Here is a 13299-nt window from a genome sequence, read left to right as displayed (position 1 = left end):
TATATGGCCGGTTCGGCGCAACAATCAACGCCACTACCATCACAACGCACTGCGTCAGCATGGAGTCCACTGGGAGGTGAGCGTTTCTACGCAATGATGCGCTGGGTGATGCTCATCTTGTTGGGTCTCGTCACCCATTTTCTCACTAACGGTGGTCTCTTCACTGGCGAGTTAGAAACGCTAGAGCTGATCTTCCTGGTCTATGCCGGTTTTGCCTTTGTCTTCTCATTGCTGGCATTTCTACCGGCTGCTGCCGGTCTGAGTAGCCTTTCATACCTGTTCGATATTGTCTTTATTTCGCTCATGGCCTTTTTCGGCGGTGAGCGAATTGTGATCTTCTTTCCGCTTTACCTGGTGCCACTGACGTATGCTGCGATCCGGCAGCCGATCCTGGTTGGCTTGCTCTCTGGAGCGCTGGCAGCAGTCGCATATATTGCCGCTTTTATTGGCTGGCGACGGCTGATCGCGCCCGAAGCGCTCATGACAATGCTTGACTACGTGGCGTTGGGGTTGCGCGGTTTGACGCTAACGATTATGCCCTGGATAACGGGTAATCTGGTTGAGCGTCAGAGTGAAACGAATCGGCAGCGCGTGGCGCAGGCGCAACGTGAAGCCGAGCAAGCGTTGCGTGACGCCAATGCCTATCGCGATCAGATGCGCTCGTTGTATCAGGTTGCTCTGGCCTTGGGAGCAACTGCCGATTATCGTCAGGTACTTGATGTCCTATTGCGGGAAAGTCGCAAGATTGTGCCGTATCGCGCCGGAGTGGTGCTCTTCTCGTCGGGTCGGCCTAATGAACTGTATGTGGCATTCGGCTCGAATCTGGCACCCGGCGATCTCAATCGAACGTTGCAAATGGACACAGGCCTGGCGGCGGCGCTCCGCGCTCAGACAGCTCAGACTATCACCTCTTTTGCCCAATTTCCGGCCTTGCAGCAGATCGGTGCGCTGCGTGATTGCGCTGCGGCAGTGCTGATTCCGTTGCAGGCAGGTATGCGGGTCTATGGATTGTTTGTCGTGATGACCGATCACGCGCTCACGCCCGATCAGGTTGAGATGCTCATGGCGCTGGCTAATTATGCGATTGTGGCTCTGCACAATGCCCAGTTGATCGCCGATTTGAAAGAAGAGCGCGAAAAGTTGCTGTCACGTGAAGAGGAAGTGCGCCACCAACTGGCCCGTGATCTGCACGATGGCCCGGCTCAGGCTATGGCAGTGATCACTATGAAGGCCGAATTTATCAAGCGACTCCTCGAACGCGATCCGGCGCAAGCGCTGGCCGAACTCGATGAATTAAGCGCGATCGCGAAGCGCACCAATTTTGAGGTGCGCACAATGCTCTTTGAGTTGCGCCCGTTGATGCTGGAAACCCAGGGTTTGAAGGTTACGCTCGATCAGTATCTCGAACGGTTGCGCGCAAAGGCTGGCGATACCGCTATTGTGCTCGAAGGAAGTGATATTGACAAGATTCGCCTCGGCACGAAAGTCGAAGGCGCTCTCTTCAATATGATTCAGGAATCGGTAACCAACGCGATCAAGCATGCGAAAGCTGCTCATATCTGGGTGCGATTGCGCCGATTGAATGATCAGATGCTTGAAGTGGTGATCGAAGATGATGGCGTTGGTTTCGATAAGATGGCGGTGCTGAAATCTTATGAGAAGCGCGGGAGCTTCGGCCTGCTGAATATCGACGAGCGCGCCCGCCTGGTGGGTGGACGGGCAGAAATCGAATCGACCCCTGGCAAAGGCACTCGCATTACCATCTTTGTCCCGGTTGAACAGTGAATCCCTATCTCGATCCGCAACGTATCCGCGCCGCGCTGCGCGCGTTAAACCTGCGCCCAACCCGCGGGATGGGTCAGAATTTTCTGCTCGATCCTGGCGCGTTACAAACGATTGTTGCCGAAGCTGGATTGAGGCCAACTGACACTGTGATTGAGGTCGGGCCGGGGTTGGGGGTGTTAACCTGGGAATTGCTAGAGCGTGCTGGCCGGGTCATCTGTGTCGAGCTTGATCGTCGGTTGGCCGAACGACTGACCGACGAGTTTCGCAATCGCGCCAATCTCTTTTTAGTGCAGGGTGACATCCTTCGTTTCGCGCCTGCCGATCTGCTGACGCAGGCCGCCGCAACACTACCCTACAAATTGGTTGCCAATATTCCCTATGCCATCACCGCGCCGTTGCTGCGCCACTTTCTAGAAGCGACAATACCACCTGAGCTGAGCGTGGTGCTGGTGCAGTGGGAAGTGGCTCAGCGTATCTGTGCCGGTCCCGGCGATTATAGCGTGCTGGCCCACGCCATTCAATTCTATGCCGAACCGGCCATCGTCGCGCGGGTGCCGGCCAGCAGCTTCTTTCCTGCTCCTGCCGTCGATTCGGCCATCTTGCGCTTGCGTCGTCGCCCGCAGCCGGCAGTGAAGGTTGTCGATGTCAATGCCCTCTTTCGCCTGATCAAGGCCGGTTTCCTGCACGCGCGCAAGCAACTGGGCAATGCTCTGCCAGGTGGTTTGGCGGCGCTCGGCGTAGCCATTCCTCGTGAACGGGTGATCATGGCGCTGCGGTCTGCCGGTATTGATCCACAACGTCGCGCCGAGACGGTCACGCTGGTGGAATGGGCAAATCTACTCGCCGTTTTAGCCGAATCGGGGGTATAGTACAAAGAGAACCTGTTTGCACGGTTCGGATTCTATACCTCTGGAGGAAGTTGTGCCTGAGCAGACGACACCGTATTTTGCCGGTCTTCACCGACAACAATATGCGAACCTGATCACCTTTCGCAAGAATGGTCAGCCAGTGGTGACGCCGGTCTGGTTTGCCGAGCGAAATGGCAAGATCTATGTAATGACGACCGCTAACGCGGGCAAAGTGAAACGCATTCGAAATAATCCGCGTGTAGAGATTGGGCCTTCGGATCGGGCTGGCAAGCCGCTAGGCCCGACCGTGCCGGCGCAGGCGCGGATTCTGCCGCCTGAAGAGACGCAGGTGGCTCGTGAAGCGCTCGATGACAAGTACGGTCTGATGAAGGCGATGTTCGACTTCTTTATGAATGTGCGCGGCGTCGAGCGGGCATGGATCGAGATTTCACCGGCAGAGTGAAAGCGTCCGGGTTAGTTATCTGAAACGAGCCGGGCGCTATCGATGCGACCAATGACCATTGCCCTGTCACAGTTGTCTGCCGATATTGCAGGCTGGCGGTGATTGATGCGTCTGCCACCGCGCAGGGCATTTTGCCGGTGAGCAGACGATGATACAGGATGGGTTTCTTGGCGGCAGGCGATTGGCGTTCATTGCAATCTGGCAGTAAAAGCGTATGATTGGGCTGCAATGCCAGACTGCCGGCTGGTTTGACAATTGCGCGCATGTAGTGGTATAAGCATAGCCATGATTGCTATTGGCCAGATCGGGCGCCACGTCGCGCCGCCCAGGAGAAGGAGCGAGTGAAACGATCAAATCGCGCTCTGCTTGCGCTCCTGCCCGTGCTGGCAATGATGCTACTCATCGGCCTTATGGCCGCTACACCGCCAGCGCCGACACCGGCAGCAAAAGCGATTGATCTGTCTCCCCCTGAAACCCCGACGGCGGAACCTACCGCTACTGCCACGCCATCGCCGCTACCATCGCCAACGCCGACCCCAACACTTGCCCGCCGTGAGTTTTTCGAGACGTATGAGGTCAAAGTTGCGCCAACCAGTTTCCTGCCCGGTCGCGGCCCGGTCTTGCCAGGCGAGTTTGTCTACGCTGGCCGTCGGCTCGATTTTTACGTTGGACGCGCTACCTTTAGTGCCGATCAGGTGCGCGATCTGGCCGTCAAAGCTGAATATGCGCTGGGGTATCTGCAACGTCGATTCGATGTTGAGCTGACTGAACGGGTCTCGATTGGTTTTTACAATCCGGCACTTGCTCCTACTGGTGATACGCGCGGGATTGCTTACACCTACGACCGCACCAATATTCGTATCTTTTATGGGCCAAAGGAAGACACTTACCAGGCGCTCGTTATCTTAACCCACGAGCTGGCCCATGCCTTGCAAGCCGAAGCCTATGGGCGCGAAGCGCAGGCGCGCGCCGATCTGGTGTTACTTGAGGGTCTGGCAACCTGGATTTCAGGTGAATACTGGCTAAGCCTGACCGACTCGCCGTCGTTCCAGGCGCGCGCGCGGGAATTATACCAGGCCGGTTACCGTGGCAATCTGGCGGCATTGGCCAGCAGCGCGAATTCGATGGCTGCCTACGAAATGTGGGCCGGTTTCGTTGAATATCTGGCCCGCACTTACGGGTGGGATAAGTTTAACGAGCTGTATGCTAATGGTCGTGGGCGCGCTCCTGGTTCGGCGAACTATCGCGGCATCTATGGCAAGAGTTTTCAAGAACTCTACACCGAGTGGTATGCTACGTTGCGATAGGTAGGGTATGCGTCGGGTGGAAAGGAAATCGTTGTGTTAACGGTTCCTTTCCACCCGGCGCCATCGCCGCAGTCAATCTCCGCGCAGCTTGAGCAAGGCCTCAACCGAGCCAAAGTTCCACGGTTCACCCAGACCAATGATGATATGGGTTGCTCCAGCTTCGAGATATGGTTCAATCGGTTCACCGGCTCGCGGTGACACACTGCGCTCGATCGTTGCCGGATCACGCCCCACCTGCGCACACCACTGATCGAGAATCTCATTCTTGCGCTTAAAATTCTCTACCGGCCCGAAACCATGCCAGATGTCGGCATGTTCGGCAGTAATACGGAGCGTCACCTTCTCGCCACCGCCACCGATCAAGATCGGAATGCGGCGCAGCGGCGGTGGCTGATCGATTGCCCAACGCTGTTTAATAATGGGGAGCGCCGCGCGCAAAGCGCGGAGGCGGTCGGCTGCAGTGCCGAACTCGTAGCCGAACTCTTTATAATCACGTTCAAACCAGCCGGCGCCGAGACCGAGGATTAACCGTCCGCCGCTGATATGATCAACCGTCTTGGCCATATTTGATAGCAACGCCGGGTTGCGGTAACTGTTGCAGGTTACCAGACAACCAATCTCGGCGCGTTGGGTGATGGTAGCCATCGCTGTCAGCAACGTCCATCCCTCAAAGTGGGGGCCATCTGCGGGGCCATAAAGCGGGAAAAAGTGATCCCAATTCCAGATCGTGTCACAGCCAATCGACTCGGCATACTGCACAGCATTGCGGTACGATTCCCAGGTGGTATGCTGAGGGTGGAGCTGGACACCGATGCGAAAACGAACCATGGTTTTACCTTTCTGTTTGAATGCCGGTTATTAAAATCATACCCTAAAAACCATTCACAAATATCGTTTATGCTGTAAACTGTGGTATGCGATGATCAAGTTGTTTCAACGCTTCTCTCAGGACGATAATACTGTACGGAAGAACCCATGAGAGTGCGAATTTGGGGCACGCGCGGATCATATCCGGTTGCTCAGGCTAACATGTTGCGGTATGGTGGCAATACGACCTGTGTAGAGGTGATAGCGGGGGAGCGCCATATCATTCTTGATGCTGGCACAGGTCTGCGCGTATTAGGCGATGCATGTAAACAAAACCAGGCCTCTTTGCAACATCTCGATCTCTTGATTACACACACCCATTGGGATCATATCATGGGTTTCCCCTTTTTTGCGCCACTGTTTGATCCCATGTTGAGACTTGATATTTATGGTCTGGCTCGCACTCAGTCTAGTTTACGCACCACACTGGCTGGCGCGCTGAGTGATCCGCTGTTGCCGCTGACAATGGATGATCTACGCGCTCAGATTAACTTTTTCGAAATTGGCGCCGGCCATAGCTTTGAATTGGGGCCGGTACAGGTGCGGACAGCGCTGGCCAATCATCCCTATCGGGCGTTGGCTTATCGGCTCGAAACGCCTGATGGCATTCTGACCTTTATTCCCGATACCGGTCCATTCCATACAGTGCTGTTTGGCGATGAACGGATTGAATGGACTGGTCAGCCGACGGCGCGCAGTCAGAGCGATTTGCGCGAGCTGGCGGCGATGAAAGCGGCTATCCTCGAACTGGCCCACGGCTCTGACTGGCTGATTTACGATGCCCAGTTTACCGATGCCCAGTACGCCCGTTTTCCGCACTGGGGTCATAGTAGCGCCTCACAAGCGCGCGAGATTGCCGAAGAGGCACAGGTGCGTCAATTGATCCTGTTCCACCATGATCCACACCGCACCGATGAAGAGCTAGACCGGATTGTCGCCGAACAACAGGCATTGGCTGCGCCGGGTTTGCTGGTGACAGCCGCATTTGAAGGCATGGAACTGCGGAGAAAGCTATGAAGGTTCGTTTCTGGGGGGTACGCGGGTATGTGCCCACGCCCAACGCAGCAATGCTGCGTTATGGCGGTAATACCTGTTGCACCGCAGTCACCGGCGATCATGGCGAGTTAGTGATACTTGATACCGGCACCGGTTTTTGCCTGTTGGGTGACGAATTGATGCAGGGTGAATTTGGTCGTGGTCGTGGTTCGTTGACCTTGTTGATCAGCCATACCTACTGGGATCACATTCTCGGGTTGCCGTTTCCCGGCGTGGTGCATATCCCCGGTAACCGGCTCGATATCTATGGCCCGGAAAGCACACGCGGCTCGTTGCAGATGGTTTACGACGGCATGCTCTCGCCGGTCTATTCACCGGTGTATGGCCTGGCGCACATTGGCGCTACCCACCGCTTTACCACCATCTCGACAGAGCCATTTACCATTGGGCGATTGACCGCGCGCGCGTTGCCGCTTTCACGTCGTCAGCATTCGCCGATCTGGGCGTACCGACTTGAAGAAGATGGTCGGGCATTGGTCTACATCACCGATGCGCGCTACGGTGAAGAAGGTATTCGTGATGAGGCGATTGCGTTTGCGCAACAGGCTAACGTCCTTATTCACAGCGCGCCGTATCTGCGTGACGAGCAGGTCGAAGATTATGGCCAAAGCCGGATCGAAGATGCGATTGAAGTGGCGCTCCTGGCCGGGGTTGAACAGTTGTTGATTTTTCACCACGCTCCTACACGCACCGACGACGAACTCGATGCAATTGTGGCGCATTTCCGGGCCTGGCTGGCTGCTCAGAACAGCTCATTGCGCTTGATTGCCGCAGCCGAAGGGATGGAATTGAGGGTCTAGGCGCTTGCGGTGTAGTTGGTGGTTGACTGCAAGCGCCTTGTATTCACAGCGGTCTGGAGTGATCGGGCCACCGTTACAACCGGCGTGACGCCGAGATCGCCGTTTTCCCGTCGCGGAAGATCTCCACAGTAAGCGGTATGCTCGCCGGATCAATTATGATGCACAGTGAACAGTTTCTCACTCTACGCATCTTGCGAGACTTCCCCCGGCGTAGTAGAATACGAGCAAAGCTCTTCAGCGAATGCTACAGCGTTGTAGCTTTCAGGTAGGAGAGAATCTTTATGACCCTTGTGGGCAGCCGTAACTCACTGCAATTCAGGTTTATTTGAGAAATAGCTCGGTCCTCGCCGTGCTGATGGCGAGGGCCGGGTTGTTTTTTATCGCCCCGGCCACCCGATGATGGGTTGGCAGCAGCGGATGGAGGAATGCGATGGAACTCACCATCAAGAGCCGAAACGGCAAGATCTCGGATCGTCAACGCGAGCATATTGAAGAGAAACTCGCCAAATTGGGGCGTTATCTCAATGGCATTACCAGTATCGCTGTCGAAGTACAACACGAACAACAACGGAATGCCGGTGAAGTCTACCGCGTGCAGACGACCCTGGTTGCCGAACATGGCGTCATCTTGCGGGCGGAAGAGCGCGCGCCCGACCTCTACGCCGCGATTGACTCAGTTCAGGAGGTGTTGCAGCGCCAGATCTCGCGCTATAAAGAGAAATATTGGCGGCGAAGCCGCGAGCAGCGGCGCGCAGCCAACGGCTTGACTCCGGCTGAGGAAGTGGCAATTGCCGAAGCGGAAGCAGAAGCGATTGCTGCGCCGGTTGAGTCGGAGCCTGTCGCGAAGGTCATTCGCACCAAGACCTTCCGTCTCCGCCCGATGTTTGTTGATGATGCGATTGAGCAGATGGAGTTGCTGGGTCACAATTTCTTTATCTTCCAGAATGCTGAGACGATGCAGATTAGCGTGCTCTATCGCCGACGTGATGGCAATTATGGCGTGATCGTGCCCGAAGTCGGTTAGTCGTGATCGCTGACGAGCGCCGATCCCCCCTCTCTCCACCGACGGAGAGAGGGGGGATCGTTTTTCGCTACCGGCATGGCGCTCTCTCGCTCTGGCAACCACCGGTCACGCTGTTCTGACGCTTGCCTGTCGTTCCTGACGCAAGATCCACTTGGCAATTTCCAGTACCGGCACAATCGTTAACGCAACCAGCGCCACGATCAGCCAGTCGTTGATCGTGAGCGGGAAGGTGCCGAACGGTTCATGCAGGAAGGGTAAGTAGACCACTCCGGCGAGCAAGAGCAGTTCCCAGACGATGGCGAGATTGAGCCAGCGGTTGGCAAACGGTCGATGGAAAACTGATAGGTGGTCGGAGCGGAAATTGTAGGCTTTGAAAAACTGGATCAGTACCAGTGAAACAAAGGTCATGGTCATCGCCTCGATCATGCCGCGTCCACTCTGCAATGCCCAAACAAAGAGCGAGAGGTTGACAAGGGCCGACCACAATCCGCCGATCAGCATAAGGCCGACCACCGGACGGGTAAAGATGCCGCGTCGCGGATCGCGGGGTGGCTGGCGCATCAGGTCATCATCGGGTGGATCGACGGCCAGCGCCAGCGCCGGTAAGCCGTCTGTGGCCAGATTGACGTACAGGATCTGGACGGCAGTGAGCGGCAGTGGCAGACCGGCCAGGGTTGCGCCAGCCATCAGGGTGATCTCACCGATATTCGATGAGAGCAGGTACATCAGGTACTTCTTGATGTTGCCGAAAATGCGTCGTCCCTCTTCGACGGCGGCGACGATTGAAGCGAAGTTGTCATCGGTGATAGTCATCGCCGCCGCCTCTTTGGTCACATCGGTGCCGGTGATGCCCATGGCAATGCCGATGTCGGCCTTCTTGAGTGCCGGCGCATCGTTAACGCCGTCGCCGGTCATCGCCACCACATAGCCCTTCTGTTGCAACGCCGTCACCACCCGCAGCTTATGGGCCGGCGCAACGCGGGCATAGACATCGACCGTTTCCACGATGCGGGCAAAGTCGTCATCGTTGAGCGCATCGAGTTCGACGCCGGTCATGACCCGGCCATGGGTGAGCAAGCCCAATTCACGGGCAATTGCAGTTGCAGTCAATGGGTGATCGCCCGTAATCATGACGACCCGAATACCGGCTTGCTGGCAGGTCTGGATGGCCGTTTTGGCTTCAGGGCGAGGTGGGTCGATCATGCCCACCAGGCCAAGTAGCGTGAGATCGTGTTCGGCGTCATTCAACGTAGCCGGGGCTTTGGTGGCGATTGCCAGAACCCGCAGGGCAGCGCCGGCCATGGTTTGCGCGGCGTTAAGCACTCTGGCCTGGTCTGATGGGGTGAACGGGGCGGGGCCGGTCGGCGTCAACCAGTGACTGCACGCCGGCACGATCACCTCCGGCGCCCCTTTGGCATATGCAACGGTGACGCCGCGTTCGTTGTGAAGCGTGATCATGCGTTTCGTTTCGGACGAGAAAGGGATTTCAGCCACCCGCGGGGTCTGGGCCACCAGTTCATCAACCATGAGGCCGGCTTTGGCTGCCGCTACTACCAATGCCGCTTCAGTTGGATCTCCCTGCGCCTGCCAGCGCTCGTCGCGGAAGGTGACGCGGGCATCGCTGGCCAGCGCCGCGCCGCGCAAGAGGTGTTGGACGGCAGCATCAGGTTGCTCTGGTTGATCGTTGCGGCGAAACTCGCCGACGGGCGCGTAGCCCGAACCAGTAATTTCCCACCATTCATCGGCAACGAATAAGCGGCGCGCAGTCATCTCATCTTTCGTCAGGGTACCGGTCTTGTCAGTGCAGATGACCGACGTGCTGCCAAGCGTTTCGACTGCCGGCAGGCGTCGCATCAGCGCATTGCGTTTGACCATGCGCTGCACGCCGATAGCCAGCGAGATGGTGACGACGGCGGGCAAGGCTTCCGGCACTACGGCCACAGCGAGTGCGATGCCAAAGATGATCATCTCGACCAGCGGCTGGCCACGCCAGAAACCGAGTAAGGTGATTACGGCGACAATAATCAGCGCCGCGCGCGCCAGCGTATGACCAACCCGGTCGAGGTTGTCTTGCAGCGGCGTGCGACCGGTCTCAATCGTTTGCAACATACTGGCAATGGCGCCGAATTCGGTCTGCATGCCGGTGGCAACCACAATCCCGCGTCCGCGACCGTAGCTGACTGAGGTGCCGGCATAGACCATGTTCTTGCGTTCGGCGACCGGAGCTTCAGGTGGAATGATCGCGTCGGCTGACTTTTCAACCGGCAGCGACTCACCGGTAAGGGCAGCCTCTTCGATTTGCAGGTTGACTGCCTCGATCAAACGCAGGTCGGCTGGAATTCGATCACCGGCGCGTAGTAGCACAATATCACCGGGAACCAGCTCGCGGGCCGGCACGGCTTGCTCACTGTTATCGCGCAGGACGGTGGCGTTGGGCGCGGCTAGCCGGCGCAGCGCTTCGATTGCTCGTTCGGCGCGGTATTCCTGCACAAACCCGAGCAGAACGGCGAAGAGTACGATGACGATGATGGCAATCGACTCGATGCCGTGACCGAGGAAGAGGGAGAGGCCGGTAGCGATGAGCAGGATGATGATCAATACGTTCTGGAACTGAGCGAGGAGGATTGCCCACGGTGAGATGCGGGCCGCCGCTTGCAGCTCGTTTGGTCCATATTGAGCAAGGCGGTTTGCTGCTTCGGTCGAGGTTAAGCCATCGGGAGAGCTGTTCAGTCTGGTGTAGACTTCAGCGAGTTCATAAGTATGCCAGCGCGATCGTGGTTCGGTGCGCATGGGGGTTGAAATGGCCATAATACAGACTCCCTGGTTAGAGATTGCAGGGCGAGAGCGACAGTTTACTTTGAGTGTAGCATGCCGATAGATGCAAAACAATGCGAGGTAAGGATCGGTTTAGCAACTGTTTCGGAGGCAAGCTTATAGGACAGCGATGGTTTCCGAGCTTGCGTAGCAAACCAGCGCATGACCTGGCAAGCCGAAGGGTGCTGTGAATAGAGCAGGGAAGATCGTCTACAGATGCGCTGAAGCTCATTGTGAGCGCAGACGCGCCACCTGACGCGATTGCGCTGATGACCGGTTTACAAATCTAATCAGCAAACGCACCCTGCTGCTCTGTTCGGCGACGTTCGGCGCGGCGGTCAGCGATGATGCGTCGGGCGCGACGCGGTAGTGGTTTGCGGAACGGCAGGGCGGGTATTGCCAGCGCAGCAATTGCCGCGCCGATGTGGAGATCAAATGTGGGTGCGCTGATAACCGGGAAGGGATAGTAGACGAGACTGGCTGGCTCAAGCAGACGCGCGAGGGCGATTATTGCCAGAGCGCCACTGAGAACGATGCAGACAATGGTATCGTGGCGATGCCAGCGTTCGCGCCGATACGTGGTGCGAGGCACGCTCTGACTCAACTGACGGGCTGCCCAACTGGTGAGGAGGAGACCGAATGTGCCCAGGACACCCATAACCGGCAACGTAGATGGGCCGGCCCATAGCCAGCCGATCAGTGCAGCGGCGAGACTGCTGAGACCCATGATCAATGCCAGAGTACGGCCAGGGGATGGTGAGACAAGGGTGTGACCATAGCCTCGCGCTTCGAGGGCTTCCGCCAGTTGCAGCGCGCGTTCAAGGCTCCCTGCCAGCAATGGCCCCAGCAGCGCCCACCAACTGCGGATGCCGCCGAATCGGTGGCCGCGGGCGCGTTGGGTGGCAGTAATGTCCTGGATTGTTCGCACCAGACCCGGCGCAAAGGCGATGGCAATGGTTACGGCCAGGCCGGCGTGAAAGAGCGAGCGGGGAGTCAGGCGCAAGAGCCGGTGGTGATCGACGAGGGCATTAAATGCGCCAAAGATCAAGAGGAGTGTCCATAGTCCTAACCCACGGGTCGCTCCCCATGCCAGCGCCTCGACAGTGATCGGTCCGCCCAATACAATTCCCCCCAGCCAGACCGGCAACTGAAAGGCCGGTAATGTGATCAAGGCCGTTGCGCCGCGTGGCCCGCCAACGGTCACTATCGCGAAGATGATGTAACCCACCCAGATGATTGCGCCTGCGCGGGCAAAGAGCGAGAAGCTGCGCGCTAACGGTCGATCATCGCGGTGAGCAACGAAGACGTATGTCACCACCAGCATGGTCAACACGTGGTAGAGCGGGTGGGGAGCGAGTATTGTCATTGTTGTGGCCGCGACCAGCCAGTAGAGCCATGTGCGCGTGTGCATTGATGTGCCTCGAGATGGTCGAGATAAATCTGAAACGATACCGGTAACGCTCGCGTTTGACCGGGAATGATCGGTATCCAGGTGGATGACTGTCAGGCTAAGGGGGTCATTCTACCCACTCCTATGACGTGGAAGCAACTTCAATCGCCAGTCGCAACCATCGCGCTACGCCAGCCGGATCGTCAGCGCAGCCAGCGCAACGACTTCGCCGATTTCGCACAGCGCACCGTAGGTATCGCCGGTCAGGCCGCCGAGATCGCGCACCCACCAGCGCGCGAGCAGGTGGGCAACGACCAGTACCAGCGCACTGGCGATGATTCCGGTGAAGCCGGCGATGAACCAGGCGCTACCGATCATCAACAGTGAAGCCATCAACAGGTCGCGCTGGCGAACCTGTGCATTAAAGGTGCGGCCCAGGCCGCCCTCACGGGCAGGTGGGAAGCGGTAAATGCCATAGCAATCGGCCCAGCGCCCCAGCATCGGCGCTAATAACAGCGCCGGCCATGCAACCGTCGCCCCGGCAATGAGCGCTACTTTGAGCAAGATCAGAACGATCAAGGCGATAGCTCCCATAGCGCCAATCCGACTGTCTTTCATAATCTCAAGTTTGCGTTCGCGTGAGCGCCAGCTCATGACGGCATCAAATGTATCGCTGAGGCCATCAAGGTGGAGACCACCGGTGATGATGCCCCACGTTGCCACCACTAGCACTGCCGCCGTCAGATCTCCCCACAACGGTCGACTCAGCGTATCAACCATTACTAGCGCGCCGCCGATGACCAGGCCGGCGGCTGGAAACCAGGGAATGGCTCGCGCCACACTCTGTTCACTCATAGCCGGCAGGCCGGGCAGCGGGAGAATGGTGAGAAAGCGGATCGCCTCGATCAAACCATTGATGGGGCGCGTCGATGAATCACTCATATC

At 57.5% G+C, this 13299-nt stretch carries 11 protein-coding genes; 7 read left to right on the top strand and 4 right to left on the bottom strand.

Going from position 1 to position 13299, the window contains the following annotated elements; all coding sequences use genetic code 11:
• Positions 1 to 3 precede the first annotated feature (3 nt).
• The 4 genes from Q0650_RS11880 to Q0650_RS11865 all read left to right on the top strand — a co-directional run bounded on the left by Q0650_RS11880 (position 4) and on the right by Q0650_RS11865 (position 4403).
• On the top strand, positions 4 to 1785 hold the full coding sequence (locus Q0650_RS11880; RefSeq protein ID WP_298819223.1) for an ATP-binding protein: 1782 nt from the start codon (positions 4 to 6) through the stop codon (positions 1783 to 1785).
• On the top strand, positions 1782 to 2654 hold the full coding sequence (gene rsmA, locus Q0650_RS11875) for a 16S rRNA (adenine(1518)-N(6)/adenine(1519)-N(6))-dimethyltransferase RsmA (RefSeq protein ID WP_298819221.1): 873 nt from the start codon (positions 1782 to 1784) through the stop codon (positions 2652 to 2654). Before Q0650_RS11880 ends, rsmA begins: the two co-directional genes overlap by 4 nt.
• A gap of 52 nt (positions 2655 to 2706) precedes the next feature.
• Positions 2707 to 3096: a PPOX class F420-dependent oxidoreductase gene (locus Q0650_RS11870; RefSeq protein WP_298819219.1), complete on the top strand. Its 390-nt coding sequence runs from the start codon at positions 2707 to 2709 to the stop codon at positions 3094 to 3096.
• 341 nt (positions 3097 to 3437) lie between these two features.
• The gene (locus Q0650_RS11865; RefSeq protein WP_298819217.1) at positions 3438 to 4403 is read left to right on the top strand and encodes a hypothetical protein; all 966 of its coding nucleotides are present in this window, start codon (positions 3438 to 3440) and stop codon (positions 4401 to 4403) included.
• Positions 4404 to 4475: 72 nt separating this feature from the next.
• Here the strand turns inward: Q0650_RS11865 and Q0650_RS11860 are convergent, their stop codons facing one another.
• Positions 4476 to 5231, bottom strand: a complete 756-nt coding sequence (locus tag Q0650_RS11860) for an LLM class F420-dependent oxidoreductase (RefSeq protein WP_298819215.1) — start codon at positions 5229 to 5231, stop codon at positions 4476 to 4478.
• 147 nt (positions 5232 to 5378) lie between these two features.
• Here Q0650_RS11860 and Q0650_RS11855 point away from each other — a divergent pair, with 147 nt between their 5' ends.
• The 3 genes from Q0650_RS11855 to raiA all read left to right on the top strand — a co-directional run bounded on the left by Q0650_RS11855 (position 5379) and on the right by raiA (position 8150).
• Complete coding sequence (locus Q0650_RS11855; RefSeq protein WP_298819213.1) at positions 5379 to 6287, top strand: MBL fold metallo-hydrolase; 909 nt, start codon at positions 5379 to 5381, stop codon at positions 6285 to 6287.
• Positions 6284 to 7126 (top strand): MBL fold metallo-hydrolase, encoded by an 843-nt coding sequence (locus Q0650_RS11850; protein ID WP_298819212.1) that lies wholly within the window; start codon positions 6284 to 6286, stop codon positions 7124 to 7126. Before Q0650_RS11855 ends, Q0650_RS11850 begins: the two co-directional genes overlap by 4 nt.
• Before the next feature lie 430 nt (positions 7127 to 7556).
• Positions 7557 to 8150 (top strand): ribosome hibernation-promoting factor, HPF/YfiA family, encoded by a 594-nt coding sequence (gene raiA, locus Q0650_RS11845; protein ID WP_298819210.1) that lies wholly within the window; start codon positions 7557 to 7559, stop codon positions 8148 to 8150.
• Between the two features lie 105 nt (positions 8151 to 8255).
• Here raiA and Q0650_RS11840 read toward each other — a convergent pair whose 3' ends face one another.
• The 3 genes from Q0650_RS11840 to cobS all read right to left on the bottom strand — a co-directional run bounded on the left by Q0650_RS11840 (position 8256) and on the right by cobS (position 13296).
• Positions 8256 to 10958 carry a cation-translocating P-type ATPase gene (locus tag Q0650_RS11840; RefSeq protein ID WP_298819208.1) on the bottom strand — a complete coding sequence of 901 codons (2703 nt, stop codon included), beginning with the start codon at positions 10956 to 10958 and terminating at the stop codon, positions 8256 to 8258.
• A gap of 292 nt (positions 10959 to 11250) precedes the next feature.
• A complete protein-coding gene (locus Q0650_RS11835; protein WP_298819205.1) occupies positions 11251 to 12375 on the bottom strand; it encodes an energy-coupling factor transporter transmembrane component T in 1125 nt (374 codons plus the stop codon).
• Between the two features lie 165 nt (positions 12376 to 12540).
• Entirely contained in the window at positions 12541 to 13296 is a 756-nt protein-coding gene (cobS, locus tag Q0650_RS11830) for an adenosylcobinamide-GDP ribazoletransferase (protein WP_298819204.1), read from the bottom strand.
• Positions 13297 to 13299: the final 3 nt, after the last annotated feature.

This window comes from uncultured Chloroflexus sp., assembly GCF_937129525.1.
In the GTDB taxonomy this organism is placed as follows: domain Bacteria; phylum Chloroflexota; class Chloroflexia; order Chloroflexales; family Chloroflexaceae; genus Chloroflexus.
Note: the sequence above shows the minus strand (reverse complement) of the source record. Positions and strands in the feature narration are given on the sequence as shown.

What these genes read in the sequence shown, in the direction of transcription:
- Q0650_RS11880 (WP_298819223.1), top strand. Translation starts at nt 4, where the DNA reads ATGGCCGGTTCGGCGCAACAATCAACGCCACTACCATCACAACGCACT.
- Q0650_RS11860 (WP_298819215.1), bottom strand. Translation starts at nt 5,231, where the DNA reads ATGGTTCGTTTTCGCATCGGTGTCCAGCTCCACCCTCAGCATACCACC.
- Q0650_RS11855 (WP_298819213.1), top strand. Translation starts at nt 5,379, where the DNA reads ATGAGAGTGCGAATTTGGGGCACGCGCGGATCATATCCGGTTGCTCAG.
- Q0650_RS11850 (WP_298819212.1), top strand. Translation starts at nt 6,284, where the DNA reads ATGAAGGTTCGTTTCTGGGGGGTACGCGGGTATGTGCCCACGCCCAAC.
- raiA (WP_298819210.1), top strand. Translation starts at nt 7,557, where the DNA reads ATGGAACTCACCATCAAGAGCCGAAACGGCAAGATCTCGGATCGTCAA.
- Q0650_RS11840 (WP_298819208.1), bottom strand. Translation starts at nt 10,958, where the DNA reads ATGGCCATTTCAACCCCCATGCGCACCGAACCACGATCGCGCTGGCAT.
- Q0650_RS11835 (WP_298819205.1), bottom strand. Translation starts at nt 12,375, where the DNA reads ATGCACACGCGCACATGGCTCTACTGGCTGGTCGCGGCCACAACAATG.
- cobS (WP_298819204.1), bottom strand. Translation starts at nt 13,296, where the DNA reads ATGAGTGATTCATCGACGCGCCCCATCAATGGTTTGATCGAGGCGATC.